Annotated in this window: 33 protein-coding genes; 5 read left to right on the forward strand and 28 right to left on the reverse strand. The window is 63.8% G+C overall.

The window, feature by feature from the left end; genetic code table 11:
- The first annotated feature begins 7 nt into the window (after positions 1 to 7).
- Entirely contained in the window at positions 8 to 892 is an 885-nt protein-coding gene (locus ARTH_RS14910; RefSeq protein ID WP_011692773.1) for a type II secretion system F family protein, read from the forward strand.
- A gap of 108 nt (positions 893 to 1,000) precedes the next feature.
- Positions 1,001 to 1,459, forward strand: a complete 459-nt coding sequence (locus ARTH_RS14915; protein WP_011692774.1) for an Hpt domain-containing protein — start codon at positions 1,001 to 1,003, stop codon at positions 1,457 to 1,459.
- Positions 1,460 to 1,505: 46 nt separating this feature from the next.
- Here ARTH_RS14915 and ARTH_RS14920 read toward each other — a convergent pair whose 3' ends face one another.
- The 9 genes from ARTH_RS14920 to ARTH_RS14960 all read right to left on the reverse strand — a co-directional run bounded on the left by ARTH_RS14920 (position 1,506) and on the right by ARTH_RS14960 (position 7,782).
- A complete protein-coding gene (locus ARTH_RS14920) occupies positions 1,506 to 2,273 on the reverse strand; it encodes a response regulator transcription factor (RefSeq protein WP_011692775.1) in 768 nt (255 codons plus the stop codon).
- A gap of 210 nt (positions 2,274 to 2,483) precedes the next feature.
- Positions 2,484 to 3,374, reverse strand: a complete 891-nt coding sequence (truA, locus tag ARTH_RS14925) for a tRNA pseudouridine(38-40) synthase TruA (protein ID WP_198011514.1) — start codon at positions 3,372 to 3,374, stop codon at positions 2,484 to 2,486.
- Positions 3,375 to 3,405: 31 nt separating this feature from the next.
- Positions 3,406 to 3,996 carry a 50S ribosomal protein L17 gene (gene rplQ, locus ARTH_RS14930; protein WP_011692777.1) on the reverse strand — a complete coding sequence of 197 codons (591 nt, stop codon included), beginning with the start codon at positions 3,994 to 3,996 and terminating at the stop codon, positions 3,406 to 3,408.
- Between the two features lie 77 nt (positions 3,997 to 4,073).
- Positions 4,074 to 5,084, reverse strand: coding sequence for a DNA-directed RNA polymerase subunit alpha (locus ARTH_RS14935; RefSeq protein ID WP_011692778.1), 1,011 nt, complete (start codon positions 5,082 to 5,084; stop codon positions 4,074 to 4,076).
- 132 nt (positions 5,085 to 5,216) lie between these two features.
- The gene (gene rpsK / locus ARTH_RS14940; RefSeq protein WP_011692779.1) at positions 5,217 to 5,618 is read right to left on the reverse strand and encodes a 30S ribosomal protein S11; all 402 of its coding nucleotides are present in this window, start codon (positions 5,616 to 5,618) and stop codon (positions 5,217 to 5,219) included.
- 45 nt (positions 5,619 to 5,663) lie between these two features.
- Complete coding sequence (gene rpsM / locus ARTH_RS14945) at positions 5,664 to 6,041, reverse strand: 30S ribosomal protein S13 (protein WP_011692780.1); 378 nt, start codon at positions 6,039 to 6,041, stop codon at positions 5,664 to 5,666.
- A gap of 181 nt (positions 6,042 to 6,222) precedes the next feature.
- On the reverse strand, positions 6,223 to 6,336 hold the full coding sequence (gene rpmJ, locus ARTH_RS14950) for a 50S ribosomal protein L36 (RefSeq protein ID WP_009358722.1): 114 nt from the start codon (positions 6,334 to 6,336) through the stop codon (positions 6,223 to 6,225).
- A gap of 69 nt (positions 6,337 to 6,405) precedes the next feature.
- Positions 6,406 to 6,627: a translation initiation factor IF-1 gene (infA, locus tag ARTH_RS14955; RefSeq protein ID WP_009358723.1), complete on the reverse strand. Its 222-nt coding sequence runs from the start codon at positions 6,625 to 6,627 to the stop codon at positions 6,406 to 6,408.
- A gap of 153 nt (positions 6,628 to 6,780) precedes the next feature.
- A complete protein-coding gene (locus tag ARTH_RS14960) occupies positions 6,781 to 7,782 on the reverse strand; it encodes a P1 family peptidase (RefSeq protein WP_043429956.1) in 1,002 nt (333 codons plus the stop codon).
- Positions 7,783 to 8,040: 258 nt separating this feature from the next.
- On the opposite strand from ARTH_RS14960, the gene ARTH_RS14965 reads away from it, so the two are divergent.
- From ARTH_RS14965 to ARTH_RS14975, 3 genes are all read left to right on the forward strand, one after another.
- Positions 8,041 to 8,991 carry a carbohydrate ABC transporter permease gene (locus ARTH_RS14965; RefSeq protein ID WP_011692782.1) on the forward strand — a complete coding sequence of 317 codons (951 nt, stop codon included), beginning with the start codon at positions 8,041 to 8,043 and terminating at the stop codon, positions 8,989 to 8,991.
- Positions 8,988 to 9,842, forward strand: a complete 855-nt coding sequence (locus ARTH_RS14970) for a carbohydrate ABC transporter permease (RefSeq protein WP_011692783.1) — start codon at positions 8,988 to 8,990, stop codon at positions 9,840 to 9,842. Before ARTH_RS14965 ends, ARTH_RS14970 begins: the two co-directional genes overlap by 4 nt.
- A 102-nt stretch (positions 9,843 to 9,944) precedes the next feature.
- The gene (locus tag ARTH_RS14975; RefSeq protein ID WP_011692784.1) at positions 9,945 to 11,291 is read left to right on the forward strand and encodes an ABC transporter substrate-binding protein; all 1,347 of its coding nucleotides are present in this window, start codon (positions 9,945 to 9,947) and stop codon (positions 11,289 to 11,291) included.
- Between the two features lie 171 nt (positions 11,292 to 11,462).
- Here the strand turns inward: ARTH_RS14975 and map are convergent, their stop codons facing one another.
- The 19 genes from map to rpmC all read right to left on the reverse strand — a co-directional run bounded on the left by map (position 11,463) and on the right by rpmC (position 25,465).
- Positions 11,463 to 12,290: a type I methionyl aminopeptidase gene (gene map, locus ARTH_RS14980; RefSeq protein WP_011692785.1), complete on the reverse strand. Its 828-nt coding sequence runs from the start codon at positions 12,288 to 12,290 to the stop codon at positions 11,463 to 11,465.
- A 37-nt stretch (positions 12,291 to 12,327) separates the two neighbouring features.
- On the reverse strand, positions 12,328 to 13,239 hold the full coding sequence (locus ARTH_RS14985) for an NAD-dependent epimerase/dehydratase family protein (protein WP_011692786.1): 912 nt from the start codon (positions 13,237 to 13,239) through the stop codon (positions 12,328 to 12,330).
- Positions 13,236 to 14,963: a class I adenylate-forming enzyme family protein gene (locus ARTH_RS14990; RefSeq protein ID WP_011692787.1), complete on the reverse strand. Its 1,728-nt coding sequence runs from the start codon at positions 14,961 to 14,963 to the stop codon at positions 13,236 to 13,238. The genes ARTH_RS14985 and ARTH_RS14990 overlap by 4 nt, the downstream gene beginning before the upstream one ends.
- On the reverse strand, positions 14,953 to 16,155 hold the full coding sequence (locus ARTH_RS14995; RefSeq protein WP_232223526.1) for a cytochrome P450: 1,203 nt from the start codon (positions 16,153 to 16,155) through the stop codon (positions 14,953 to 14,955). Before ARTH_RS14995 ends, ARTH_RS14990 begins: the two co-directional genes overlap by 11 nt.
- On the reverse strand, positions 16,152 to 16,958 hold the full coding sequence (locus ARTH_RS15000; protein ID WP_011692789.1) for a glycosyltransferase: 807 nt from the start codon (positions 16,956 to 16,958) through the stop codon (positions 16,152 to 16,154). The genes ARTH_RS14995 and ARTH_RS15000 overlap by 4 nt, the downstream gene beginning before the upstream one ends.
- Entirely contained in the window at positions 16,955 to 17,989 is a 1,035-nt protein-coding gene (locus ARTH_RS15005; RefSeq protein WP_011692790.1) for a 3-oxoacyl-ACP synthase III family protein, read from the reverse strand. The genes ARTH_RS15000 and ARTH_RS15005 overlap by 4 nt, the downstream gene beginning before the upstream one ends.
- A gap of 215 nt (positions 17,990 to 18,204) precedes the next feature.
- On the reverse strand, positions 18,205 to 18,774 hold the full coding sequence (locus ARTH_RS15010; RefSeq protein WP_198011601.1) for an adenylate kinase: 570 nt from the start codon (positions 18,772 to 18,774) through the stop codon (positions 18,205 to 18,207).
- A 5-nt stretch (positions 18,775 to 18,779) separates the two neighbouring features.
- The gene (gene secY / locus ARTH_RS15015; protein WP_011692792.1) at positions 18,780 to 20,090 is read right to left on the reverse strand and encodes a preprotein translocase subunit SecY; all 1,311 of its coding nucleotides are present in this window, start codon (positions 20,088 to 20,090) and stop codon (positions 18,780 to 18,782) included.
- Positions 20,091 to 20,275: 185 nt separating this feature from the next.
- Positions 20,276 to 20,770 carry a 50S ribosomal protein L15 gene (rplO, locus tag ARTH_RS15020; protein WP_011692793.1) on the reverse strand — a complete coding sequence of 165 codons (495 nt, stop codon included), beginning with the start codon at positions 20,768 to 20,770 and terminating at the stop codon, positions 20,276 to 20,278.
- On the reverse strand, positions 20,771 to 20,977 hold the full coding sequence (gene rpmD, locus ARTH_RS15025; protein WP_011692794.1) for a 50S ribosomal protein L30: 207 nt from the start codon (positions 20,975 to 20,977) through the stop codon (positions 20,771 to 20,773).
- 3 nt (positions 20,978 to 20,980) lie between these two features.
- The gene (rpsE, locus tag ARTH_RS15030) at positions 20,981 to 21,661 is read right to left on the reverse strand and encodes a 30S ribosomal protein S5 (RefSeq protein ID WP_197024890.1); all 681 of its coding nucleotides are present in this window, start codon (positions 21,659 to 21,661) and stop codon (positions 20,981 to 20,983) included.
- Between the two features lie 26 nt (positions 21,662 to 21,687).
- On the reverse strand, positions 21,688 to 22,071 hold the full coding sequence (gene rplR, locus ARTH_RS15035) for a 50S ribosomal protein L18 (RefSeq protein ID WP_011692796.1): 384 nt from the start codon (positions 22,069 to 22,071) through the stop codon (positions 21,688 to 21,690).
- 2 nt (positions 22,072 to 22,073) lie between these two features.
- On the reverse strand, positions 22,074 to 22,610 hold the full coding sequence (gene rplF / locus ARTH_RS15040; protein WP_011692797.1) for a 50S ribosomal protein L6: 537 nt from the start codon (positions 22,608 to 22,610) through the stop codon (positions 22,074 to 22,076).
- Positions 22,611 to 22,628: 18 nt separating this feature from the next.
- Entirely contained in the window at positions 22,629 to 23,027 is a 399-nt protein-coding gene (rpsH, locus tag ARTH_RS15045) for a 30S ribosomal protein S8 (protein WP_011692798.1), read from the reverse strand.
- Positions 23,028 to 23,113: 86 nt separating this feature from the next.
- On the reverse strand, positions 23,114 to 23,695 hold the full coding sequence (rplE, locus tag ARTH_RS15050) for a 50S ribosomal protein L5 (RefSeq protein WP_011692799.1): 582 nt from the start codon (positions 23,693 to 23,695) through the stop codon (positions 23,114 to 23,116).
- Positions 23,695 to 24,054, reverse strand: a complete 360-nt coding sequence (gene rplX, locus ARTH_RS15055) for a 50S ribosomal protein L24 (RefSeq protein WP_011692800.1) — start codon at positions 24,052 to 24,054, stop codon at positions 23,695 to 23,697. Before rplX ends, rplE begins: the two co-directional genes overlap by 1 nt.
- Positions 24,055 to 24,057: 3 nt before the next feature.
- Positions 24,058 to 24,426, reverse strand: coding sequence for a 50S ribosomal protein L14 (gene rplN, locus ARTH_RS15060; protein WP_003803789.1), 369 nt, complete (start codon positions 24,424 to 24,426; stop codon positions 24,058 to 24,060).
- Positions 24,427 to 24,830: 404 nt separating this feature from the next.
- A complete protein-coding gene (gene rpsQ, locus ARTH_RS15065; protein ID WP_011692801.1) occupies positions 24,831 to 25,139 on the reverse strand; it encodes a 30S ribosomal protein S17 in 309 nt (102 codons plus the stop codon).
- Positions 25,136 to 25,465: a 50S ribosomal protein L29 gene (gene rpmC / locus ARTH_RS24420; RefSeq protein ID WP_011692802.1), complete on the reverse strand. Its 330-nt coding sequence runs from the start codon at positions 25,463 to 25,465 to the stop codon at positions 25,136 to 25,138. Before rpmC ends, rpsQ begins: the two co-directional genes overlap by 4 nt.

Below are 25,465 nucleotides of genomic sequence, written 5' to 3' on the forward strand. Positions count from 1 at the left end.
GGCGACCATGAATCCCGTGGTGCTGTCCTCACTCCTCCTGGTCGGCCTCCCGATCGGCTACCTGGCCTGGTCCGTCCTGTCCGTGGACCGCAAGGCCCGAAGCGCAACGGTGGCTATCCTGACGCGTGGCAGGAGGGCAGTAGAGGTCCCCGACAAAGCACGGAGCGGCCTCCTCGACAGGATCGGTTACGGCCTGGCCCCCGCGGCCTACGTCCGGAAACTCGACCGGTTACTCTCCCTGGCCGGCCGGCCTGCTGCGTGGCCCCTGGGGCGCATCCTCGCGGCAAAGCCCGCCCTCGGCCTGGTGGGAGCGTCCCTTTTCATCCTTATCAGCATGAGCAGCCCCAAACCCATCATCAAGCTTGCCGGCCTGTTCCTGCTCTTCCTGGGCTACTTCATCCCTGACCTGCTCCTCTACAGCAAGGGCATGGAGCGCCAAAAGGCCATGCAGCTGGAACTCGCCAATACCCTGGACCAGATGCTCATCTCAGTGGAAGCGGGCTTGGGCTTCGAGGGTGCCATGGCCCGTGCAGGGGAAAACGGCAAAGGGCCGCTGGCCGAAGAAATCATCCGCACCCTGCAGGACATGCAGGTGGGACGCAGCCGCCGGGAGTCGTACCTCGCGCTTGCCGAACGAACGAACATCCCGGAGCTGCGCAGCTTCGTCCAGGCCATCGTCCAGGCTGACACCTACGGTATTGCCATCAGCCGGGTCCTCCGGATCCAGGCCAAAGTGATGCGGGTGAAGCGACGGCAACGTGCGGAGGAAAAAGCCATGAAGCTGCCGGTGATGATCCTGTTCCCGCTCCTGTTCTTCATTTTTCCGGTCCTGTTCATCGCAATTCTCGGTCCCGCCGTCATCAACACCGTTGTCACATTCAGCGGGCAGTAAGGTGCCCAAGTGACAGCCGTCACCCCCTGATAACCCAAGAGACTCAAGGTTTCCACAAGATCTGCCGAAGTCGAGTGAATTGACAGATTCAGGAAGTAGCGTTGTCATATGTCCATTTCAGGCAGTTCCACCGAAGGCGAGGGCACACATCAAATCCCCGCCCTGTGCCCGGCCGCAGCTGCCGCGGGCACTGAAGCAGGCGTGGCTTTTGAGGAAATTCCCCTGGTGGACCTCCTGGTGCTGCAGGACCTCGAGACCCAGCTGGCCCAGCCGGCCGTCGCGAAGAAGTTCGCCCTGGACTACATCGAGATCTGGGAACAGCGCTATCTCAACCTGACGAACGCGATCTCCGGCCAGGACCTCACCACTGCATTGGACGCCGCCATCAGCCTGAAGATCGGCTCGGCGATGGTAGGGGGCCTCCGCCTTGCCCGCCTGGCGGAAGACATCGAGAGCGTGATCCGTTCGGGGAGCTGGGACAAAGGCCAGTTAATGCTCGCCTGCGTCTCCGACCTCGGCCACGAAACGGTTGCCCGGCTCCGCCAAAGCTACCTGCCGGCCGGCTAGGCCAGGGGCAAGCCGGCCGGCAGGCCGGGTAGGCTGCCGCCAGCCGCTAGAGTTTGCCCGCTCCGAGCCGGTATCCGACTCCGCGGACCGTCTGCAGCAGTTGCGGCGAATGGGTGTCTTCGTGCAGTTTCTTTCGAAGGTTCCCGATGTGGACTTCCACGGCCCGCTCGTCAGCCTCGCTAATATAGGTGTTGTCCTGGTAGTAATCCCCCCGAACCACCTTCACCAGGTCCGCCCGGGTGCATACTGCCCCGCCAGCCCGCAGGAGTTCCTCCAGCAGGACAAACTCGCTGCGGGTGAGCTCCAGTTCCTTGCCCGCCAGTTCAGCGGACCTGGTCCGGGGGCTGAGCCGCAGGTCCCTGTGCTCCAGTACGTCCTTTGATCCTGCTCCCGTTGCTGCAAGCGGTATCGGCGCATCCGGCGTCGGTCTCTGGGCGTGGCCGTTCCGCGGCCGCCGCATCATGGCCGCCACCCTTGCCCGGAGCTCCAGCGGACGGAACGGCTTAGTGATGTAATCGTCCGCGCCCGAGTGCAGCGCGGTCAGCATGTCCGGCTCCTCAGTCCGTCCGGTCAGCATCACCACGTAGGCGTCACTGAACTGCCTGATGCGCCGCAGCACCTCGTATCCGTCGATATCCGGCAGGCCAACATCCAAAGTGACAACATTCGCGTGCTGATGTCGGACCAATTCCACGCCTTCGCGGCCGTCCGAGGCGGTATGCACCTCAAAACCCGCTTGAAGGAAGACCGATTCCAACAAGTTACGTATGTCCTTGTCATCCTCGACAACCACAGCTACTCCCAGATCGCTCATGGCCAAACCCCATACATCCCCAGAGACCCCATGCAGGCACCTGCCCATCGCAAATGCCTGTTACACCCCCCGAGGGACTAGGCTACAAGAAATCTCGCCTTTAGTCGGCTGTTTTTGCGCAGCAAATTCTAAAATGTCAATTAGCGTGACTTTCACGTTAACTTTGTCCCCAGGAAAGGCCGGGCGCTTTATGCGCTGCCGCATCGGTATCTATTTCCGCAGCGCCCTGGTCAGTTCGGCACGGGCCAGCAGCTCGCTGTCCGAGGGATAGGCTACTTCCTCAAGCACCAGGGGATGCGGCGCGGACAGCACGGATTTGGCGTCGCGCTTCTGCTCCAGCAACCGCTCGTAGAGCCACCCCGGTTTCTCGGCCCCGGACCCGACGTACAGGGCCGAACCCACCAGCGCCCGCACCATGTTGTGGCAGAACGCGTCAGCCTGCACTGTGGCCACGATGACACCGTCGGTCCCCCGCGCGAATTCAAACCGCTGAAGCTCCCGGATGGTGGTGGAGCCTTCCCGGGGCTTGCAGTAGGAGCGGAAGTTCTGCAACCCCAGGAGCTTGGATGCCCCCTCATTCAATAGCGACACATCGAGTTGCTCCTTGTGCCACAACGTGGAATACCTGCCCAACGGATCCCACAGCGCCGGACCGTCCGCGATGCGGTAGCTGTACCGGCGCCACAGGGCCGAGAACCGCGCGTCGAAACCTTCAGGCGCCACAGTAACGCTGTGCACTTCAATCGCGCCGGTCAGGTCGCCCAGTCCCCGGCTCAGTGCCCCGCGCAGGCGCCGCAGCAGGGCGACGGCGGGATCCAGTTCGACGCCGCGGTTCAGTCCCTGCCACTCCTCCTCGGTGAGGTCCAGGTGAACCACCTGCCCCCGCGCATGCACGCCGGCGTCGGTGCGGCCGGCGACGGTGACCCGAACCTTGCGCCTGATCAGGAGCGCCAGCGCGCTCTCCAGGACGCCCTGGACTGTCCGCAGGCCGGGCTGCACAGCCCACCCGCTAAAGGGGCCGCCGTCGTACGCCAAATCCAAACGGATACGCAAAAACCCGCCGCCCCCCAAAACGGGGGCAGCGGGTTTCTGGTGGTTCATAGACTTAAGTCTAAGCCAAGGATTCAGCGAATTACTTCGCGTCCTTTTCCTCAGCAGCCGGCTTCTCAGCAGCTTCCTCAGCGGCCGGGGCCTCTTCGGTTTCAGCAGCCTCAGCCTTGGGGGCTTCCGCAGCTTCGGCTTCCGGAGCAGCTTCGGTCTCAGCGACCTCAGTCTCGGCGGCCGGAGCAGCAGCAGCTTCCTTCTTGTCGGCATCGCGCTTCGCAGCGGACGTAGCCTCAGCTACGACGGCCTGCTTGGCGGAAACCGGCTCAAGGACGAGCTCGATGACAGCCATGGGAGCGTTGTCGCCCTTGCGGTTGCCGATCTTGGTGATGCGGGTGTAGCCGCCATCGCGGTTCTCCACTGCCTGTGCAATGTCGGTGAACAGCTCGTGGACAACGCCCTTGTTGCTGATCAGGCCGAGTACACGACGGCGGGAAGCGAGGTCGCCGCGCTTGGCGAAGGTCACCAGACGCTCTGCGTACGGCTTCAGGCGCTTGGCCTTGGTCACCGTGGTGGTGATCCGCTTGTGCTCGAACAGTGCTGCTGCCAGGTTCGCGAGCATAAGACGCTCGTGAGCCGGGCCGCCTCCGAGGCGCGGACCCTTAGTGGGGGTAGGCATAATTGTTTCTCCTCATATGGAAGCCGGTGGGCTGCGCACACCATGGTGCATCCAGCCAGCCGGCCAAGATCTGCTTGTTAGAGCTCGTCGTCGCTGAACGCGGCGTCGTCCTCTTCGATGGCTGCGGCGCGTGCTGCCAGGTCGAAACCGGGAGGCGAGTCCTTGAGGGACAGGCCCAGTTCAACCAGCTTGGCCTTGACCTCGTCGATGGACTTCGCACCGAAGTTACGGATGTCCATCAGGTCGGCCTCGGAGCGGGCAACGAGTTCACCCACGGTGTGGATGCCCTCACGCTTGAGGCAGTTGTAGGAACGGACGGTGAGGTCCAGATCCTCGATCGGCAGGGCCATGTCAGCTGCCAGGGCAGCGTCAGTCGGCGACGGGCCAATCTCGATACCTTCAGCTGCGGTGTTCAGCTCGCGGGCCAGACCGAACAGCTCCACCAGGGTGGTGCCTGCCGAAGCGACGGCATCGCGCGGGGCGATTGCCTGCTTGGTCTCGACGTCGACAATCAGCTTGTCGAAGTCAGTGCGCTGCTCAACACGGGTGGCTTCCACGCGGAAAGTAACCTTCAGCACCGGCGAGTAGATCGAGTCGACCGGAATGCGGCCGATCTCGGAGTCGCCGGACTTGTTCTGAGCTGCCGAAACGTAGCCGCGGCCGCGCTCGATGGTCAGTTCGAGTTCGAACTTGCCCTTCGAGTTCAGCGTGGCAATGTGCAGATCCGGGTTGTGGAATTCGACGCCGGCCGGCGGAGCGATGTCCGCGGCGGTGACGACTCCCGGGCCCTGCTTGCGCAGGTAAGCAACAACCGGCTCGTCGTGCTCGGAGGAAACCGACAGGTTCTTGATGTTCAGGATGATCTCAGTGACATCTTCCTTGACACCCGGAACCGTGGTGAACTCGTGCAGCACGCCATCGATCCGGATGCTGGTAACAGCAGCGCCCGGGATGGAGGAGAGCAGGGTACGGCGGAGGGAGTTTCCGAGAGTGTATCCAAAGCCCGGCTCCAGCGGTTCAATGATGAAACGGGAGCGGTTTTCGGAGACGACCTCTTCAGAGAGGGTGGGGCGCTGTGCAATGAGCACTTAGGTTTCCTTTCGGCGAGCATCCGCTATATGACGCAACACAGGTGGTGGAAATTCGGTCTGAAGACTTAACGCGGCTGGGCCTGCCCGGACCCGTGAAGGTCCGGGCAAGCTCCAGCTGCTGGAAACGTCTTAGACGCGGCGGCGCTTCGGCGGGCGGCAGCCGTTGTGCGCGGCGGGGGTGACGTCCTGGATGGAGCCAACCTCCAGGCCGGCGGCCTGCAGCGAGCGGATTGCGGTTTCGCGGCCCGAACCCGGTCCCTTGACGAACACGTCGACCTTCTTCAGGCCGTGCTCCTGGGCGCGCTTTGCAGCAGCTTCGGCAGCCATCTGGGCAGCGAACGGGGTGGACTTACGTGAGCCCTTGAAGCCAACCTCACCGGCAGAAGCCCAGGAGATGACAGCACCGTTCGGATCCGTGATGGAAACGATGGTGTTGTTAAAGGTGCTCTTGATGTGCGCCTGGCCAAGCGCGATATTCTTCTTGTCCTTCTTACGCGGCTTGCGAACCGCGCCACGAGTCTTCGGGGGCATTATTTCTCCTACAGAAAGTTATCGGGGGAAAGTCAGCGGCTATTTCTAGCGGCCGGCTTTCTTCTTGCCGGCGACGGTGCGCTTCGGACCCTTGCGGGTACGAGCGTTGGTCTTCGTACGCTGACCGCGTACGGGCAGGCCCTTGCGGTGACGCAGGCCTTCGTAGCTGCCGATTTCAACCTTGCGGCGGATATCAGCGGCCACTTCGCGGCGAAGGTCACCCTCAACCTTGTAGTTGCCTTCAATGTAGTCACGCAGCTCAACCAGCTGTGCGTCGGTCAGGTCCTTGACCCGAACGTCAGCGCTGATGCCGGTAGCAGCCAGGGTTTCGTGTGCACGGGTCTTGCCCACGCCGTAGATGTAAGTAAGCGCAATTTCCAACCGCTTTTCGCGGGGAATGTCTACGCCAGCGAGACGAGCCATAGTGGCGGTACTCCTTGTATAAACCGGAGGTCGTAGGCAGTACACCCGCACTTTCAGTGCGGCCCCAGCCTCCGACCGGGGGTTAGCTGTCCGGGCTCTGTCGAGCGAATGTCCCAGTTCAGCTTGTGCTGCCTTTATTTACTTGCGTGGGTTAGCAACCCAGGGTTTCCCGTGAAGGAAATTAGCCCTGGCGCTGCTTGTGGCGCGGGTTCTCGCAGATCACCATGACCCGGCCATTACGGCGGATCACTTTGCACTTTTCGCAGATCTGCTTGACGCTCGGCTTGACCTTCATGGCGTTCCTTTGCGTGTTGCAGTTGGTCAGCTGGACCGGCCTTCGGCTAAAGCTCTGGCCGCCCAGTGTTTACTTGTAGCGGTAGACGATACGACCACGTGTAAGGTCGTACGGGCTCAGCTCCACCACTACCCGGTCCTCAGGGAGAATCCTGATGTAGTGCTGGCGCATTTTTCCAGAGATGTGCGCCAGAACGATGTGCTTGTTGGTGAGCTCAACGCGAAACATCGCATTAGGCAGCGCCTCAGTCACAACGCCCTCGATCTCAATGACCCCGTCCTTCTTGGCCATACCCTCCGCTAACTGTTGTTGTCGCAGCCTTCCGATTGGCACCGGACATGACTGCGAACGTTTTTGATTGATTGGCTTCTGCCTTATGACCGCAAAAGGGCACAAACAGGGCAGACAACCAACAGACAACACTACGCCATCTCGGCGGGAATGTTAAATCGGACCATGGTAGCGCACCACCGGGCCATACGCAGCAAATACCCCCGCCGGCGTTGAGATGCCCTCGGCCCGGGAGACGCCATCCAGGATGGCTTCCGTCACGACGTCCGCTGCCGCGCTCTGCAGCGTGATGAGGTTGAACTGCCGGGCAGCGTCAGAGCTGCGGTCAAGTTCGACGGCGCCCGTCGCCAGGGCGAACACGGTGTCGCCGTCCGCCAGGGTGTGGGACGGATTCAGCGCCCGGGCCAGCCCGGCATGGCACGCAGAGGCGGTGCGCTTGCACTCCACCTTGTTCAGGGCAGCGTTGGTAGCGACGACGACGAGGGTTGTGTTGAGGGGCGGCGGCTGGGCCTTCCGGCCGGGCCCGGCTTCCACCCGCTCCGGCGATGTGCCAAAGGGCAGTCCCACTGCATTCACGACCGCAAGGGCTCCAATCACGACTCCGTTGTCTAAAGTAATCGAGGCCGTGCCGACTCCGCCCTTATACGTCCCTCTTCCGAGGACGGCTCCGGTGCCGGCGCCCACGTTGCCGCGTTCGACGTCGTGCCCTTCCGTTTGGGCGGCAGCGGCGGCAGTTGCCGCGTAACCCATCTCCTCGTCGGGACGGGCGGAGAAGTCACCGCCGCGGCCCAGGTCGAAGATGGCGGCGGCCGGGACGATCGGCACCAGTCCCCCGGGCACGGCGAATCCCCGGCCGTTTTCCTCGCACCAGCGCTTGGCACCGTGCGCGGCAACGAGCCCGAAAGCGCTCCCGCCGGTAAGCACCACGGCATCCACGCGCTGGGAAAGCGTGGCGGGATCCAGGGAATCCGTTTCGTGAGTGGCCGGGCCTCCGCCGCGGACGTCAACTGAGCCGACGGTGCCGGGCGGCGGGAGCACCACGGTCACCCCGGTGAGCCAGCCGCTGTCGGACTCCGCGCCGTCGGACTCCCGTCCAAACCCGGCTCTTTGCACATGGCCCACCCGGATTCCGGTGACGTCGGTGATCGCTCCCATGGCTCCATTGTGCGCCCTGCGCAAAACTGAGGGTACGCTCCCGGGCATTCCGCGACCCGCGGGGCCAACTCCGTCAGGCAAAACAAACGTTATGTAATACTGCAAGCAACACGGCGTTAACGGGCAAGGAAGCCTTGACTAACAATCCTCGGACGAGGGCTTGTGCGGGGTTCTGCCCACCAACCATGTGGTGAAGTGAAGCTAAATCCCCACGCCCACTGGCCTGCAGTACGCAGGCCCGGATCCGTTAGAGACCGAATGACAAGACAACTGACCGACAGGCCACCCGCCGTCGCGGAAGCCGGTCCGGCCCTCCGGCGCCGGCCCAAATGGTCCGGCCGGACCCGCCGGGACTTCTTCGTGTTCCTGGCCCTCGCACTGCCCAACCTGGTGCTGATCGGGGTTTTCACGTACCTCCCGCTCATCAACAACATTTACTACTCCACCCTGGACTGGACGCTGGGATCGGCGTCCGCCACCGTGGTGGGGCTGGACAACTACGTCACGTTCTTCACCAGCTCCGATGCCGCCAAGGTGCTCGGCACCACAGCTGTCTTCACCGTCGTCACCGTCGGCGGTTCCATGGTGCTGGGCCTGTTGATCGCACTTGCGCTGAATTCCAAGGTCCGCGGCACCACATTTGCCCGTTCCGCGGTTTTCGCCCCCTACGTGCTCAGCGGCGTGGGCGTGGGCCTGGTCTGGCTGTTCATCTTTGATCCCGGCTACGGCGTCCTGGCCTGGGTCCTCCGCGGGCTGGGCCAGCAGAGTCCGCAATGGATCAATGATCCGCAGCTCTCGCTGGTCATGGTGATCATCGTGTACATCTGGAAGAACCTGGGCTACTGCGCGGTGGTGTACCTCGCGGGGCTCCAGTCGCTCCCGCAGGACGTCATGGAGGCAGCATCCCTGGACGGCGCCAACGGCTTCCGGCGCTTCCTGAGCATGTCCGTCCCGCTGCTCTCCCCCACCACCTTCTTCCTGCTGATCACCACCATGCTCAGCTCGTTGCAGGCGTTCGACCTGATCAGGATCATGACACCCCTGGGCAACGGCACCAGCACACTGATCTACGAGGCCTACCTCCAGGCATTCGGTGCCTTCAACAGGGCCGGATATTCGGCATCCATCTCGGTGGTGCTCTTCGCCATCCTGCTCATCATCACCGTGCTGCAGCTGCGGTTCGTCGAACGGAAGGTGCACTACTCATGAGCACGCACCGGCCACTGTCCCGCGCCAACATTGTCCAGACCATTGCCGGCGGCTACGTCCCGCTGATCCTGGCTACCCTGGTGGTCTTCCTGCCGCTGCTCTGGATGATCCTGAGCTCGTTCAAGCAGCCCGGCGAGATCATCACCATGGACCTGAAAATCCTCCCGGAGAGCGTGAACCTGGAGAACTACAACATCGCCATGACCACGGTGCCCTTCGCGCAGTTCTTCCTTAACAGCACCATCGTCACGCTGGTGGGCGCCACCGTCAAAGTGCTGCTGGCCATCCTCACCGCCTACGCCCTGGTATTTGTGCGTTTCCCGTTCAAGAACGCCATCTTCGTGCTGATCCTTGTCGCCCTGATGGTGCCGCCGCAGGTGTCCATCCTGCCCAACTACATCCTCATCGCCGGGATGGGCGGCAAGAACACCCTCTGGGGCATCATCCTGCCCGGACTGGGCACCGCCTTCGGCACCTTCCTGCTGCGGCAGCACTTCATGACGCTGCCGGCCTCCATCCTGGAATCCGCGGAGATCGACGGCGCAGGCCACTGGCGCAGGCTCTGGCGGATCGTGGTCCCGGTGTCCGTCCCTTCGATAGCCACCGTTGCCCTGGTCACCGTGGTCAGCGAGTGGAACGACTACATCTGGCCGCTCATCATCACGGACCGCCCCGAAACCATGACCCTTCCCGTGGGCCTGACGCTGCTGCAGAACTCCGAAGGGAACGGGTCCGGCTGGGGCATCCTCATGGCCGGTGCCGTGCTGGTGATCGTCCCCATCCTGGTGGTGTTCGCAGCACTCCAGCGCTACATCGTGGCCGGCCTCACCCAAGGCAGCGTCACCGGCTAGGACCGTGTTCCCTGTCCGGTGCACCACAGTTGCCCCGGCGCCACCCGTCACCCAACCCGTACAACGAGTCAGCACAAGCAATCACCTTTGAGAGGATCCACAATGGGTATGAATCTTGACCGCAGGCATTTCCTAGGGCTTGCCGGCGCAGGAGCCGGTGCCGCTGCGCTGGCAGCGTGCGGCGGCCCGTCCACCGGCGGAACAACGCCTGCAAGCGAAGCCGCCGAGATCGACTTCAGCGGCGTCAAGCCTGCCGCCTCCATCGACTTCTGGACGAGCCACCCGGGCAAGTCCCAGGACGTCGAAAAATCCATCATCGCCAAGTTCCACGCCAAGTTCCCGGACATCAAGGTGAACCTGGTCACCGCCGGTGCCAACTATGAGGAGATTGCACAGAAGTTCCAGACCTCGCAGGCCGCCAAGGAGGCACTGCCGGGCCTTGTGGTGCTCTCCGATGTGTGGTGGTTCCGCTACTTCACGAACGGCAACATCATTCCGCTGGACGGACTGGTGAAACAGCTGGATATCAAGGTGGACGACTTCCAGAAGTCCCTCGTGGCCGACTACCAGTACGACGACAAGCAGTGGGCCCTCCCCTACGGCCGTTCGACGCCGCTCTTCTACTACAACAAGGACCACTTCAAGGCGGCCGGCCTCCCGGACCGGGCACCGAAAACCTGGCAGGAATTCGCCGAGTGGGCGCCCAAGCTGAAGGCAAGCTCCGGCGCGCAGTACGCCTACATCTACCCGGCGCTGGCCGGCTATGCGGGCTGGACCCTGCAGAACAACCTCTGGGGATGGGGCGGCAGCTGGTCCAACGAGTGGACCATCAACTGCGACTCGGCGGAATCGGTGGAGGCCCTGCAGTGGGCCCAGGATTCCATCTACAAGGACGGCTGGGCGGGTGTTTCCTCGAAGGAGGCCGCTGACGACTTCGCCGCGGGCATCACATCCTCCACCATCTCGTCCACAGGGTCCCTGCTCGGTGTGCTGAAGTCCGCCAAGTTCAACGTGGGCGTGGGCTTCCTGCCGGGCGGCCCCAAGGTGGAAAGCGGCGTGTGCCCCACCGGTGGTGCCGGCCTGGGCATTCCCAGCGGTGTGAGCAAGGAAGTGCAGCTGGCTGCGGGCACCTTCCTGAAGTTCATGACCGAGCCGGAAAGCACCGCGGAATTCTCTGCGGCAACGGGCTACATGCCTACGCGTGTTTCGGCCGACATGACGTCGGTACTGGCCAAGACGCCGCAGATCAAGACGGCCATGGACCAGCTCGCGGTCACCCGGGTCCAGGACAACGCCCGCGTGTTCCTGCCCGGCGCAGACCAGGAAATGGCCAAGGCCGCAGCGAAGATCCTCACCCAGCAGGGCGACGTGAAGGCCACCATGACCGCGTTGAAGTCCACGCTGGAGGGCATCTACACGAAGGACGTCAAGCCCAAGCTCAAGAGCTGACGCATCCTTTCCTGACCCGCGGACTCGACGCGCAAAAAGTCCCGCGATACGCAAAATCCTTGGCGCACCCGTTATTTCGGGTGCGCCAAGGATTTTGCGCGTCGGCAGGGATTTTGCGCGTCGGCAGGGATTTTGCGCGTCGCCGCGGTCGCGTCGCCGTTTGCCAGGGACCTACGGGATCGGGACGGGGACCACGCCCAGCGGCGCAAGGCGCTCCGCACCGCCGTCGGGCGCGGAAAGAACCCAGATGCCCTTTTCATGGACGGCCACTGAGTGCTCCCACTGGCACGAGCGCTTGCCGTCGGTGGTCACGACGGTCCAGTCGTCCTCGAGCACGGCCGTGTCAATGCTGCCTCGGACCAGCATGGGCTCAATGGCCAGGCACAGTCCGGGGCGGATCTTGGGCCCGCGGTGGCTGGTCCGGTAGTTCAGCACATCCGGTGCCATGTGCATTTCGGAGCCGATGCCGTGGCCCACGTAGTCTTCGAGGATGCCCAGCGGCTTGCCCGGGACGGAGGAGACGTAATCGTCCACGGCGCAGCCGATATCCCCGACGAATTTTCCGGTGGCCAGCGCCGCGATGCCGCGCCACATGGCTTCCTCGGTGACTTCGGACAACCGGACGTCTTCGGGGTCCGGGGTGCCCACAATCACGGTGCGGGCGGAGTCGGAGTGCCAGCCGTTAACAATCGCGCCGCCGTCGATCGAGATGATGTCGCCGTCGTTCAGTACGCGGGCGCCAGGGATCCCGTGGACCACTTCCTCGTTGACCGAGGTGCAGATGGTGGCCGGGAACCCGTGGTAGCCGAGGAAGTTGGACTTGGCGCCCGCCTCGTCCAGGACTGCGCGGAAGACGGCGTCCAGCTGCGCCGTGGTGGCGCCGGGTACAGCTGCCGCCACCGCAGCGTCCAAGGCGCGGCTCAGGACCAGGCCGGCCTCGTGCATGATGCGCATTTGGGCGTTGGTTTTGTATTCGATCCGGGGCTGTCCGAATGCCATTTATACCTCAGTGCTTCGTCTCGCTGGCGGGATGCTTTCATCCCAGGTCTCTGATCCATTCTCCCGCACCTGCGAAGCTGCTCGGGACAGGGACAACACCCAGCTCCTCCCGCAGGCGGCTCGTGGAGTAGGTGCGCTCGAAGCCGAGCTGGCTCACGGCGTACCGTGTGAGCCGCGGCGGCTTGCGCGTCACGCCTGCCACCGCCTCGAGGGATGCCGCCAGCGTCATCGCCGCGCGCATCGGGATGAAGGCGAGTTCGACGCCGGAACGGCCGGTGTTGTCCAGTACCTCCCGCAGGACCTGGCCGAGTGCCACGGGCCGGTGGTCGGCGACGTTGACGGGGCCGGCCGCCTCCGAGGTACAGGCGGCGAGCGCCGCCCGGGCCAGGTTCCCGATGGACGTCAGCTGGTGCCGGACGTCCGGTCCGCCGACGCTCAGCAGCCGGTTATGGTTCACGTTGCTGATGAGGCGGGGCAGAAGCGTCCGGTCCCCCGGACCGTACACCCCGTGGGGCCGGAGGATCAGCGCATTGCCGTGGCGCGCTGCCGCGGCCTCCGCCATGGCTTTCGAACCGGAGTAGGCGTTCAGGTACCGTCCGGCGACCGGATCTTCCGCCCGGTCCACGCAAGGCTGCCACCACGGGTAGATGCTGGAGCTTGAAATGTGGACCAGCCGCGCCCCCGGGAAGGTCGCGGCCACGGCCTCGGTCCCGAGGACGTTGACGCGGTGGAAGAGCTGGGGCGGACCCCAGTCAGCCACGTGCGCGCCGGCATGCACGACGGCGTCGACTTCCGGCGGGTTGGACAGTGGCCCGCCGCTAAGGTCCCAGACGCTGAGTCCGGGGAGAAGGCGGCGGCCGTACCGGATCACTTCCCAGCCGCGGTCCTCCGCAGCTTGGGCAACAGCTCCGCCGACGAAGCCGCTGGCCCCGGTCACGGCGATCCTCATGATGTGCCCTCCGGCGGCCTGCCTCGTGACCGCAGGTCGTCGAAAAGAGCCCGCAGGGCAATCCGGTCCGGTTTGCGGTGCCGGCCGGCAACCGGCAGCCGGGGCATGACTTCTATTCGGTCAGGGAGCGCTGATTCGTCGATGAGTTTCGGCAGCTGCCGGCGCAGCGTCTGCTGGATCGCGTCCGGGCTCCGTCCGTGTTGCGGTTCGACGGCGAGCCACACCGTTTCGTCGCCGATGCCGTCCGGGACGCCGACCATCACGGCCTGGCCGACACCGTCGATGGCGGCAATAACGGGCTCATACAGGCCGGGGTAGATGTTGGTCTTGCCGCGGATGATCATGTCCTTTTTGCGCCCCAGCATTACCAGCCGGCCGCGGTCCACCCTCACGAGGTCGCCGGTGGCGTGCTCATCCATGGCGTCCTCGCCAAGGTAGCCCAGGCACATGTTCGGCCCGGAGACCATAAGTTCGTGGTCGGCCGCCACCCGGATTCGCACACCAGGCAGCGGTTCGCCGAGGTAGTCGCCCGCGCCGGAGCCGTCCGGGGTCCGGAACTCCGCGGTGCGTCCGGAAGCGAAGTCCAGTTTCTCGCGCCCGTCAGCAACTGCGATGGGCAGCACTTCCGTCATCCCATAGATGCAGTGGAAGCGCACGCCGGGCAGTAACCCCGCAGCCCGCTCCAGGAACGGTGCCAGCACCGGGGCGGCGCCCAGCATCACCGTTTTCAGTGCGTCCGGCCACACCAGCTGTCCTGATTGCACGGCGTCGAGGATCGGCGCCAGCTGCGAGGGCACCAGGAACACATGCGTTGCCGCCTGCTGGCCGGGTGAGGATCCCAGTTCGGCCGCGAACCGCAGCGGATCGATCGCAGCGGACAACCCGTACGCCGGCATTGTCCAGTGGGCGCCGGCGATCAGGGCCGGCAGCCCCATCATCAGCTGTTCCGAGTGGATGCGGTCGCCGGCCGCGAACGTGCAGCGTGTGCTCAATTGGCCGAATCCTGCCGCCAGGGTTCCGCGGCTGTGCACCACCCCCTTGGGATTTCCGGTGGTGCCCGACGTGAAGATGATGACCGCTTCCTGCCCCGGCGCGGACGGTACCTCCTGCACCGCCGGCGTCCCGTCCGGCCAGTCGCCGTCTGCGTACTGAGTGCCGGCGTCGTGAGTGCCGCCGTCGTCCTTACCGCCGCGGTGAGCAGCACTGCGGGCGAGGGTACGGATGTTGGTGGACTTCAGCGGGACACCCGGAAGCCACGGACCGGAGTGGAAGTGCCGGACCTCCAAGGCCCCGTAGTCCGGAAGCAGCAGTCCGCGCCGCCTGGCCAGGGGCCGCAGCGGGCCGCGCGCGCTGAGCGCATAGAGCAGCGACTCGGAAGCCGCCCACCGCGGGGACGCCAGAGCCGTCCTGTTCCGGAACAGTTCGGGGCCGACCCCGGGATCGATGAACACAATGGCCCCGCCGGCCCGGACGGCAGCCAGCGCGAGCGTGAATGCGGCCGGACCCGGCCGCACCGAAAACAACAGCCGTTCGCCCGGACCGAAGCCCTCACGCCGCAGGCCTGCGGCGGTGGATTCGATCCCGGCGGCAAGGTCCCGGTAGCTGATGGTCTTTCCCGGCCTGCCGCTGCGCCTGCCGGGTGCCGTGATGGCCGGATGGTCCGGGTACTTCGAGGCGGCCTCATACACGGCGGCAATGAGGTCGTCCGGCAGGTCAGTTTGCACGGGCCAGCTCCAACGTTTTGTAGTGCGGGATGAGCACGTTCCGGCTGACGCTTCGGGAGCGGACGCGCCACGGATCGCGGCGGTACTCGTCCAGGAGGACGGCCATGGCGGAGTTGATTTCGGCCATGGCTAGCGGCATACCGATGCAGAAGTGGGCTCCCGCCCCGAACCACAGCTGGCGGGCCGCGGGCGGGATGGGCCTCCGCGGGTCAAAACCGCCCAGGCTTTTGACGGCGTGCACGGTGGATAGCAGGATCCGGTCCCCTGGCCTGATCCGGACGCCGCCCAGCTGCCCGTCCGTCGTCGCCTCACGGAGCATCATCGGCGACGGCGCGGTGTACCGAAGGCCCTCATTGACGGCGTCCGGGAGGCCGCTGCGGTCAGCTGCCAGCCCGGGCAGCCTGCCGTCGTCGAACAGCATCGCTGCGAGCCGCGGGACGTAGGAGACCAAGGTTTCAGTCCCGGCGATCACAAAGGCGCTGACGATCCCCACCGCTTCGTCCTCGCTGAGCCCCAGGACCCGGAGCCGGCCCGGAAAGCTGGACGGGTCGTCGCTGCGGTAGGCGCTGCGCACGGGTCCGGCCAGTATTTCGACGGCGGCCTTCGCCCTGGTGACCTGCGGCGGCGTCAGCCGGGGCCGGCCCAGCCGCACCAGCGAGGTGATGGAGGTGCCCAGGTTGAAGAGTTCGGTGTCCGGGAGGCGGCCGGGCGCGTCGTCCCGGACACCCAGCAGCCGGCTGATCACTCCGCCGGACAATTCTTTCACCAGTCCTACGAACTCCACCGAGCCGCCGTTCTCCAGCCCAGTAGCCAGTCGGCTGCGGAGCCGTTCCCCCGCCGGGGCCACGATGGCTTGAACGGCGCGGGGGGTGAACAGGCCATTGAGGCGGCGCCGCAGCTCCAAGTGCTCCTCGCCATGCATGTTCAGCAGGACGCGGGGTCCCACCACGGGGGTCCACAGCGCGCCGGAAGCCCTGGCTCCGGACTTCGAATAGCTGGCATCCATCAGGACCTCCCTGACCAGCGAGGCTTCACTGACCAGTACCCCCAGGCCCGGCAGCCGAACAACGTGCCGGAGCTTCCCCAGCCCGCGGATCAGCGGGTAGGCCACCGGATGGGCCGCAGTGTGCAGCCGCCGCTCCCACATAGCCGCACCGCCCGTGGCGGTGTCCCGCGCCGCCGCGGCGCTCACCGGATGTCCACGTGGTCCGGGCGGAACCGGTGATCCGCGTACCAGGCCAGCGTGTTGGGCAGGCCCCAGGCCCGGACCCGCCGGGAGGATCCAAACACCACCACGTTGCGCCGGAGCGCATAGGCACGCGTGAGCTTGCGGACGCGGTTGGAGAGTGCCCGGTCCTCGTGCAAGTCCTCGATGCTGGTGCGGGGAAAACCGCCTGCCCGAAGGTACAGCTCCGCGGTGATGGCCATGTTGCAGCCGGGCAGCATCTGGTACGGGCCCAGATACCCCTCCCCCTTGTTGCCCGGCCGGATGCGGCCAAAAAACGAAGCGACCTCCACGGCCAGCAACATGAGCCAGCGGCTGCCCCGGCCCAGCCCTTCGTCCAGCCGCGGGTTGAGCTGCCCGGCAATCATTTCCAGGCCGTCATCAAACGCTTCCATGATGCGCCGGGTCCAGTCAGCGGCAGGGAGGCAGTCCGCGTCGGTGCGGGCCAACCACCGGGCACCGTTCAGGGCGCCGAAACGCATGCCGGTATCGGCAGCTGCGCCCGTTCCCTTTTGCGCCTCGTGAACCAGCCGGATGTCCATTGCCGGGTGCAGCCGGGCAAAACCCGCCACGATTGCCAAGGTAGCGTCCGTGGACCCGTTGTCCACCACCACGAGCGTGAAATCCTTGTGCACCTGAACGGCCAGCGCCTGCAATGACTGCAGGATCAGCTTCTCCTCATTCAGGGCCGGCATCGCGACGCACAGCGCCCGCACCGGCGGCTCGCTGCCGGGCACCGGCGGCTCGCTGCCGGGGACAGGCGGCGTCACAGTCGCACCACGGCGATGCCCAGGCTGACGCCGCCGGCGAGCCCCACCAGCGCCACCAGGTCCCCGGGGCCGCACCGGCCCAGGTCCTGTGCCACCTTCAGCTGCAGGGGCAGGCTTACCGAGGCCATGTTGCCGTATTCCTCGACCGTCCTGACGAGCTTGTCCGGAGGCACACCGGCCCCGCGGGCAAAGATGTCCCGGTAGGGCGCACTGACCTGGTGGACGCAGACGACGGCGAAGTCCGCCCACGACAGGCCCAGCCGTTCCAGGGTCTCGTCCAGAATTCCCCGCCCCAGGTCCAGGAACGCGTCCTTGAGTTTTTCGCCGTCCATGTTGAAGTACGTCGCTTCGGGGTCCCGGGGAGCAACGGAACCGCCGGTGGGAAGTGTTCCCACTGCCCAGTGGCTGCTCTTCGCGGTGAAACCCGTCCCCAGGACCCGGGGCCCGGCGTCGTCGTCGGGATCCGCCGGTTCCAGCAGGACGGCACAGCCGGCGTCGCTCATGGTGTAGCCCGGAAAGGCAGCGGCGAAAGTCTCCTGGTCCGGAACGGACCAGCGCACGGCCCGGGACGGCGATTCTCCGCTGACCAGGAGCACGCGCCGGTAGCGGCCGGCGCCGATCAGCGCATCGGCCACTTCCAGGCCGTTAAGAATGCTGTTGCAGGCGTTCTTGATATCCATCACCGGGCAGCCCACGCCCAGTTTTGCGGCCACCATGTGGCCGGTGGCCGGCTCCACCATGTCCTGGCTCGCCGAAGCAAAGAGTAGGAGGTCGACGTCGGCGGGCTGGAGTCCGCGGTGGGCCAGCAGCTTCGCGGCTGCCACAGCCGCAAGGTCGGACGCCTGCTCGGTCCCGGCCATCACGGACCGTGTCCGGATCCCTGTCAGTCTGCCGATCAGGCCCTTTGGGACACGGAAGCCGGGGCTGGCGGCAGCGAGCTGCTCCTCCAACTGCCCGGTACCCATCCGGCCCGGCGGCACATAGACTTCGAGGCCGGCGATCCTCGCCGCCCCCGGAAGGGTCTGGTTCATGCAGTATCTCCCCACAGACAATGCGTCCGGTCATCTTCCGGCTCCGGTACTGATCGTTTGCCGGCATCCGCCGGCGGCGCCACCGAACGAGACACCTGGGCAACGGCACCCCGCACAAAAAAGGGCGCGTCCCGTACACGATGGTACGGGACGCGCCCTTGCTGGCACTGGAGGCAAGCCGGGTTCGGCGGCCTCGGTGCACGGCTAATCCTGGATCAGGCCGCCTGTGCTGCCTTGATGGCCTGCATCACGCGGTCGGTGACCTCGTCGATGCCGCCTATGCCGTCAACCTGGGTCAGGATGCCGCGCTCGGCGTACTTGGCCACAACAGCCTCGGTCTGCTCGTGGTAGAGATCCAGCCGGTGGCGGATGACGGCTTCATTGTCGTCGCTGCGGCCGGTTTCCTTGGCACGGCCCAGGAGGCGGTGCACTAGTTCCTCGTCATCGGCGGTCAGCTGCAGGACCACGTCCAGCTTCTGCTCACCGTTGGCAAGGATCTCATCGAGATAGTCCACCTGCGCCGTGGTGCGCGGGTAACCGTCGAGGAGGAAGCCGTTCTCGACGTCGTCCTCGCTCAGGCGGTCGCGCACCATCTTGTTGGTGACGCTGTCCGGCACGAAATCGCCGGCATCCATGTACTTCTTGGCCTCGACGCCCAGCGGCGTCTCACCCTTGACGTTGGCGCGGAAGATATCGCCGGTGGAGATCGCAACGACGCCGAGGCGCTCGGAGATCCGATCCGCCTGCGTTCCCTTGCCGGACCCGGGAGGTCCGATAATCAACATTCTCGTCATCGCAAAAGCCCTTCGTAGTGACGTTGTTGTAGCTGCGCGTCAATCTGCTTGACCGTTTCCAGGCCCACGCCCACCATGATCAGGATCGAGGTGCCGCCGAACGGGAAGTTCTGGTTGGCATTGATCAGGACCAGGGCGACCAGCGGGATCAATGCCACGAAGCCCAGGTAGAGGGCGCCGGGCAGGGTGATCCTGGAAAGGACGTACTGCAGATAGTCCGCCGTCGGCTTGCCGGCCCGGATGCCCGGGATGAAGCCGCCGTACTTCTTCATGTTGTCGGAAACCTCTTCAGGATTGAAAGTGATTGCGACATAGAAGTAGGTAAAGAAGACGATCATGGCGAAATAAAGCGCCATGTAGATAGGGTGGTCACCCTTCGTGAGGTTGTTGTTGATCCACTCAACCCAGGGCTGCATCTGTTCGCCCTGCTTGGGCTGGTTGAACTGCGAGATCAGGCCCGGCAGGTACAGCATCGAGGACGCGAAGATGACGGGCACGACGCCGGCCATGTTCACCTTGATGGGAATGTACGTGCTGGTGCCTCCCACGGTCCGCCGCCCGATCATGCGCTTGGCGTACTGCACGGGAATCCTGCGCTGGGATTGCTCCACGAAGACCACGAGCGCGACGGTGAGCAGTCCGATGACCAGCACCATGAAGAAGGTGCCAGGCCCCTGGGCCTTCCAGATGGCACCCAGGGAGGTCGGGAAGCCGGCTGCGATGGAGGTGAAGATGAGCAGCGACATGCCGTTGCCCACGCCCTTCTCCGTCACGAGCTCGCCCATCCACATGATCAGGCCGGTACCGGCCGTCAGGGTGATGATGATGAGGATCGTGGTGATGACGCTTGCGTCGGGGATGATGTCCAGCTGGCAGTTGGGCAGCAACTGGCCGGAACGCGCCAGCGACACCAGCGTCGTGGCGTTTAGCAGGCCCAGGGCAATTGTCAGGTAACGCGTGTACTGGGTCAGCTTGGACTGCCCCGATGCGCCTTCTTCATAGAGCTGCTGGAACCGGGGAATGACCACCCGGAGCAGCTGCACAATAATGCTGGCCGTGATGTACGGCATGATGCCCAACGCGAAGATGGACACCTGCAGCAATGCACCGCCACTGAACAGGTTGACGAGCTGGTAGATCCCGCCCGAGGTCTGACCGTTCTGCAAGCATTGCTGGACATTCTGGTAGCTCACACCAGGCGAGGGGATGAAGGCACCCAAGCGGAAGATTGTGATGATTCCCAGCGTGAACAACAACTTGCGTCGCAGATCAGGCGTGCGAAAGGCCCGGCCAAATGCGCTAAGCAAGCGTCCTCCTGTTGTGTTAATAAAGTCGTGTGAGATAGGTCAATAAAACCCAACAACCGAGTCTAACGGGTTGATGCGCCCCGCGAACAATCGGTGAGGTCCCAAATGAGAAAAACTCCCGGTACGCAGGGCCTGGGCCCCGCGTACCGGGAGTTCACAACGGGCGTCTGCCCCGCCGTCCTCTATTAGAGGGCGGTGGTGCTGCCGCCTGCTGCTGCAATCTTTTCTGCGGCGCTGGCCGAGAATGCGTGGACCGTGACGTCAACCTTGACGGTGATGTCTCCGGTGCCCAGCACCTTGACGGGCTGGTTCTTGCGAACGGCACCCTTTTCGACCAGGTTCTCCACGGTGACTGCGCCACCTTCCGGGAACAGCTCGTTGAGCTTGTCCAGGTTTACAACCTGGTACTCAACCCGGAACGGGTTCTTGAAGCCGCGCAGCTTCGGCAGGCGCATGTGCAGCGGCAGCTGGCCGCCGGCAAAGCCAGCCTTGATCTGGTAGCGGGCCTTCGTACCCTTGGTACCGCGACCGGCGGTCTTACCCTTGGAACCTTCACCACGACCAACACGGGTCTTGGCGGTCTTGGCACCCGGGGCGGGACGCAGGTGGTGAACCTTCAGTGCGTTCTGCTTCTCAGCAGCGGCGCCCTGTGCCTTTTCGGCGGTGTTCTTCTCTGCCATTTACTTCGCCTCCTCTACCTTTACCAGGTGCGGAACCGTGTTGAGCATACCCACGGTCACGGCGTCAGCGGTGCGGACAACGGTGTGTCCGATCCGCTTGAGGCCGAGGGACCGCAGAGTGTCGCGCTGGTTCTGCTTGCCGCCAATGGCGGACTTGATCTGAGTGATCTCCAACTGAACGTCAGAGGGAATCAGGTTCTTAGCCATGACTCAGACACCTGCCTTCTGGTTCATGAGCGCCTTCACCATTGCGGCCGGAGCGATCTCGTCGAGCGGGAGGCCGCGGCGTGCTGCCACTGCTGCCGGCTCTTCGAGGCGCTTCAGTGCATCAACGGTCGCGTGAACGATGTTGATGGCGTTGGAGGAACCGAGCGACTTGGAGAGGATGTCATGGATGCCCACGCACTCCAGTACTGCACGGACCGGACCGCCGGCGATAACACCGGTACCGGCGGAAGCCGGACGCAGCATTACGACGCCTGCAGCGGCCTCACCCTGAACACGGTGCGGGATGGTGCTGCCGATGCGGGGAACGCGGAAGAAGGACTTCTTGGCCTCTTCGACGCCCTTTGCGATTGCGGCAGGAACTTCCTTAGCCTTGCCGTAGCCAACGCCGACCATACCGTTGCCGTCACCGACGACGACGAGGGCGGTGAAGCTGAAGCGACGACCACCCTTGACGACCTTGGAAACGCGGTTGATGGTTACAACGCGCTCTACGAACTGGCTCTTTTCGGCTTCGCGGCCGCCATCGCGGCCACCACGGCCACCACGGTCGCCACGGCCCTGGCCGCGGTCGCCACGCTCGCCACGACGAGCGCCACCACGGCGGTCGTCAGTGGTAGCAGGCGCAGCGGTCTCAGTTGCCGGAGCAGCTACAGCTTCAGTCACCTGAATGTCCTTTTCGTTATTTTCGGTCACAGTGACAGCCCACCTTCACGTGCGCCGTCAGCGACGGCGGCGATCCGGCCGTGGTACTTGTTACCACCGCGGTCGAAGACAACAGCTTCGATACCGGCAGCCTTGGCACGCTCGGCGACCAGTTCGCCAACGCGCTTGGCCTTGGCGGTCTTGTCACCGTCGAATGCACGAAGGTCGGCTTCCAGTGTGGACGCGCTCGCTACGGTCAGGCCCTTGGTGTCATCGACAACCTGGACGAATACGTGGCGTGCGGAGCGGTTGACGACCAGACGAGGGCGTACAGCCGTTCCGGAGATGCGCTTGCGGATACGAAGCTGGCGACGGCTGCGTGAAGCAGACTTGCTCTTGTTCGTACGCTTCTTGTTAATTGCAATGGCCATGGTTACTTACCAGCCTTTCCGACCTTGCGGCGGATGACTTCGCCGGCGTAGCGGATGCCCTTGCCCTTATAGGGGTCCGGCTTCCGCAGCTTGCGAATGTTGGCAGCAACCTCGCCGACCTGCTGCTTGGAGATACCTGAAACAGAGAGCTTGGTCGGGGTCTCTACTGCAAAGGTGATACCGTTCGGTGCCGAGACGTTGACCGGGTGGCTGTAGCCCAGAGCGAACTCCAGGTCAGAACCCTTGGCCTGGACGCGGTAACCGGTACCGACAATCTCAAGCTTCTTCTCGTAGCCTGCGGTGACGCCCTGGATCATGTTGGCGATCAGGGTGCGGGTCAGGCCGTGCAGCGAACGTGAGGCGCGCTCGTCGTTCGGGCGGGCGACAGTCAGGGTGCCATCTTCCAGGGAGACCTCGATCGGGCTGGCCACAGTGTGGCTCAGCTCGCCTTTGGAACCCTTGACGCTGACGACAGAGCCGTCAACCTTGACCTCAACGCCGGCAGGAACGGTGATGGGGAGACGTCCAATACGTGACATTATTCTCTTCCTTTCCCGTTACCAGACGTAAGCGAGGACTTCGCCGCCCACGCCCTTCTTGCCGGCCTGCTTGTCAGTCAAGAGGCCGGAAGAGGTGGACAGGATTGCGACACCCAGGCCACCGAGCACGTGCGGCAGGTTGGTGGACTTCGCGTAAACGCGGAGTCCCGGCTTGGAAATACGACGAACGCCAGCGATTGAACGCTCGCGGTTCGGACCGAACTTGAGCTCGAGGGTCAGCTTCTTGCCAACCTCAGCGTCTTCTTCTTTCCAGGAGGCGATGTAACCTTCAGCCTTCAGGATGTCGGCAACGCGTGCCTTGAGCTTGCTGTACGGCATAGTCACGGTGTCGTGGTATGCCGAGTTTGCGTTGCGCAGACGCGTAAGCATGTCTGCGACGGGATCTGTCATGGTCATGTTGGGCTCTTGCCCTTCCTCATAACGGTTTCCGCCCTGCCATCCCCGGGGGGAAGCGGCAAGGCCGGACCTTCTATGTAGCTAGATTAAGCTTCGGTCTTGAACGGGAAACCAAGCGCCTTGAGCAGCGCGCGGCCTTCGTCGTCGGTCTTGGCAGTGGTCACGACGGTGATGTCCATACCGCGAACGCGGTCGATGGAATCCTGGTCGATCTCGTGGAACATAACCTGCTCGGTCAGACCGAAGGTGTAGTTGCCGTTGCCGTCAAACTGCTTGCCACTGAGGCCCCGGAAGTCACGGATACGCGGCAGAGCCAGCGTGACCAGACGGTCCAGGAATTCCCACATGCGGTCTCCACGCAGAGTTGCGTGTGCACCGATGGGCATGCCTTCGCGCAGCTTGAACTGTGCGATCGACTTGCGGGCCTTGGTTACCTGCGGCTTCTGACCGGTGATCAGGGTCAGATCGCGGACAGCGCCGTCGATCAGCTTGGAGTCCTTAGCGGCATCTCCAACACCCATGTTCACAACGACCTTGACCAGACGGGGAACCTGGTTGACGTTTTCGTACTTGAATTCCTCGATGAGCGTGCTCTTGATGGAATCCGCGTACTTGGTCTTCAGACGAGGAACGATCTTGCTTGCCGGAGTCTCGAGAGTCTCAGTCATTAGATGTCCTTCCCGGAGCTCTTGGCCACGCGTACGCGCACTTCACGCTTCTTGCCGTTACGCTCAACGGTCTCGGTACGGAAACCGACGCGAGTGGGCTTCTTGGTGGAGGGGTCAACCAGGGCCACGTTGGAGATGTGGATGGAAGCCTCGACGACCTCGATGCCACCGGTCTTGGTGCCGCGCTGCGACTGACCGACCTTGGTGTGCTTGGTTACGCGGTTAATGCCTTCAACCAACACGCGGTTGGTATCCGGGAATACGCGCAGAACCTTGCCCTGCTTGCCACGGTCGCCGCCGCGCTCAGCCTTGGCGCCAGTGATGACCTGAACGAGGTCACCCTTTTTGATCTTAGCCATGGACTAGAGCACCTCCGGAGCCAGAGAAACGATCTTCATGAACTTCTTGTCACGGAGTTCACGACCAACCGGTCCGAAGATACGGGTACCGCGGGGGTCACCGTCGTTCTTCAGGATCACAGCTGCGTTCTCGTCAAACTTGATGTAGGAACCATCCGCACGGCGGCGTTCCTTCTTGGTACGGACGATGACAGCCTTGACGACATCGCCCTTCTTTACGTTGCCGCCCGGAATTGCGTCCTTGACGGTAGCGACGATGACGTCGCCAATGCCTGCGTAGCGACGGCCAGATCCACCGAGAACGCGAATGGTAAGGATTTCCTTAGCACCCGTGTTGTCGGCGACCTTGAGTCGCGACTCCTGCTGAATCACTATTTACTCCTTGCGTCGCGCTGGTTCTCAGACCGAAAATCTTCCTACGGAATGAGCCTTGCGGAACGGTTGATCGGGGTGTCTCTTGACCTGCCTGGATTTTGCCAGACCAGGCCTAAACTCCCGTGCCAAAAACATTTGCTTCCCAGGCGATTCCGACGGATCGGGGCGCAAGGGGGCACTATGCCGTGGCACGATTGTTTACGAGGTTGATGACGGCGCACGAACGGCGCCATACAAACTCAAAATCTTAGCACGTTTTGGGCCAATTCCCATATCACAGCTTTGGTGCCGGGGCAGGGCACGGCAGTGGCCCGGAAGCGCTCCCCCGGTGTGCGCCGCGGACACGGAAAAGCCCCCGCTCCCGCAAGGGGAACGAGGGCTTCTCGGCATTTCTGCAGGTGTTACTTAGCCTTCTCGAGGATCTCCACCAGACGCCACCGCTTGGTAGCGGAGAGCGGGCGGGTCTCGGCGAGGAGAACGAGGTCGCCGATGCCGGCGGTGTTCTCTTCGTCGTGAGCCTTGATCTTCGTGTTGCGGCGGATGACCTTGCCGTAGAGGGCGTGCTTCACGCGGTCTTCAACCTGGACAACGATGGTCTTTTCCATCTTGTCCGAGACGACGTAGCCGCGCTTCGTCTTACGGTAACCGCGCTCGTCAGCCTTGGCTGCGCCGGAAACAGTTTCCGTCACGTTCTCGTCCTTTTCACTCACTTGGCATCCTCCTCGGTCTCAACCGTTTCAGCCTTGTCGGCCTTCTTGGTTGCAGCCTTCTTGGATTTCTTTTCTTCCTTGGCTTCCACAACCGGTGCGGCAACCTCGGCACGAATGCCCAGCTCGCGCTCACGAAGAACGGTGTAGATGCGGGCGATGTCCTTCTTTACCGCGCGCAGACGACCGTGGTTCTCCAGCTGACCGGTGGCGGACTGGAAACGCAGGTTGAACAGCTCTTCCTTGGCCTTGCGGAGTTCTTCAACGAGACGCTCGTTGTCGAAACCGTCCAGCTGTGCGGATGCAAGTTCCTTGGATCCTACTGCCAT

This window comes from Arthrobacter sp. FB24, from assembly GCF_000196235.1.
Lineage (GTDB): Bacteria > Actinomycetota > Actinomycetes > Actinomycetales > Micrococcaceae > Arthrobacter.

Bases quoted from the DNA above. Each gene is read 5' to 3' on its own strand.
- ARTH_RS14985 (WP_011692786.1), bottom strand. From the start codon at position 13,239: ATGAGGATCGCCGTGACCGGGGCCAGCGGCTTCGTCGGCGGAGCTGTT.
- infA (WP_009358723.1), bottom strand. From the start codon at position 6,627: ATGGCCAAGAAGGACGGGGTCATTGAGATCGAGGGCGTTGTGACTGAG.
- truA (WP_198011514.1), bottom strand. From the start codon at position 3,374: ATGAACCACCAGAAACCCGCTGCCCCCGTTTTGGGGGGCGGCGGGTTT.
- rpsH (WP_011692798.1), bottom strand. From the start codon at position 23,027: ATGACCATGACAGATCCCGTCGCAGACATGCTTACGCGTCTGCGCAAC.
- rpmD (WP_011692794.1), bottom strand. From the start codon at position 20,977: ATGGCTAAGAACCTGATTCCCTCTGACGTTCAGTTGGAGATCACTCAG.
- ARTH_RS14975 (WP_011692784.1), top strand. From the start codon at position 9,945: ATGGGTATGAATCTTGACCGCAGGCATTTCCTAGGGCTTGCCGGCGCA.
- ARTH_RS14910 (WP_011692773.1), top strand. From the start codon at position 8: ATGAATCCCGTGGTGCTGTCCTCACTCCTCCTGGTCGGCCTCCCGATC.
- rpmC (WP_011692802.1), bottom strand. From the start codon at position 25,465: ATGGCAGTAGGATCCAAGGAACTTGCATCCGCACAGCTGGACGGTTTC.
- rplQ (WP_011692777.1), bottom strand. From the start codon at position 3,996: ATGCCTACCCCCACTAAGGGTCCGCGCCTCGGAGGCGGCCCGGCTCAC.
- rpsK (WP_011692779.1), bottom strand. From the start codon at position 5,618: ATGCCCCCGAAGACTCGTGGCGCGGTTCGCAAGCCGCGTAAGAAGGAC.
- ARTH_RS14915 (WP_011692774.1), top strand. From the start codon at position 1,001: ATGTCCATTTCAGGCAGTTCCACCGAAGGCGAGGGCACACATCAAATC.
- ARTH_RS15010 (WP_198011601.1), bottom strand. From the start codon at position 18,774: ATGTTGATTATCGGACCTCCCGGGTCCGGCAAGGGAACGCAGGCGGAT.
- map (WP_011692785.1), bottom strand. From the start codon at position 12,290: ATGGCATTCGGACAGCCCCGGATCGAATACAAAACCAACGCCCAAATG.
- rplR (WP_011692796.1), bottom strand. From the start codon at position 22,071: ATGGCCATTGCAATTAACAAGAAGCGTACGAACAAGAGCAAGTCTGCT.
- rplE (WP_011692799.1), bottom strand. From the start codon at position 23,695: ATGACTGAGACTCTCGAGACTCCGGCAAGCAAGATCGTTCCTCGTCTG.
- rpmJ (WP_009358722.1), bottom strand. From the start codon at position 6,336: ATGAAGGTCAAGCCGAGCGTCAAGCAGATCTGCGAAAAGTGCAAAGTG.
- ARTH_RS14960 (WP_043429956.1), bottom strand. From the start codon at position 7,782: ATGGGAGCGATCACCGACGTCACCGGAATCCGGGTGGGCCATGTGCAA.
- rplO (WP_011692793.1), bottom strand. From the start codon at position 20,770: ATGGCAGAGAAGAACACCGCCGAAAAGGCACAGGGCGCCGCTGCTGAG.
- rpsM (WP_011692780.1), bottom strand. From the start codon at position 6,041: ATGGCTCGTCTCGCTGGCGTAGACATTCCCCGCGAAAAGCGGTTGGAA.
- ARTH_RS14970 (WP_011692783.1), top strand. From the start codon at position 8,988: ATGAGCACGCACCGGCCACTGTCCCGCGCCAACATTGTCCAGACCATT.
- ARTH_RS14920 (WP_011692775.1), bottom strand. From the start codon at position 2,273: ATGAGCGATCTGGGAGTAGCTGTGGTTGTCGAGGATGACAAGGACATA.
- ARTH_RS14965 (WP_011692782.1), top strand. From the start codon at position 8,041: ATGACAAGACAACTGACCGACAGGCCACCCGCCGTCGCGGAAGCCGGT.
- rplX (WP_011692800.1), bottom strand. From the start codon at position 24,054: ATGGCTAAGATCAAAAAGGGTGACCTCGTTCAGGTCATCACTGGCGCC.
- ARTH_RS15005 (WP_011692790.1), bottom strand. From the start codon at position 17,989: ATGAACCAGACCCTTCCGGGGGCGGCGAGGATCGCCGGCCTCGAAGTC.
- rplF (WP_011692797.1), bottom strand. From the start codon at position 22,610: ATGTCACGTATTGGACGTCTCCCCATCACCGTTCCTGCCGGCGTTGAG.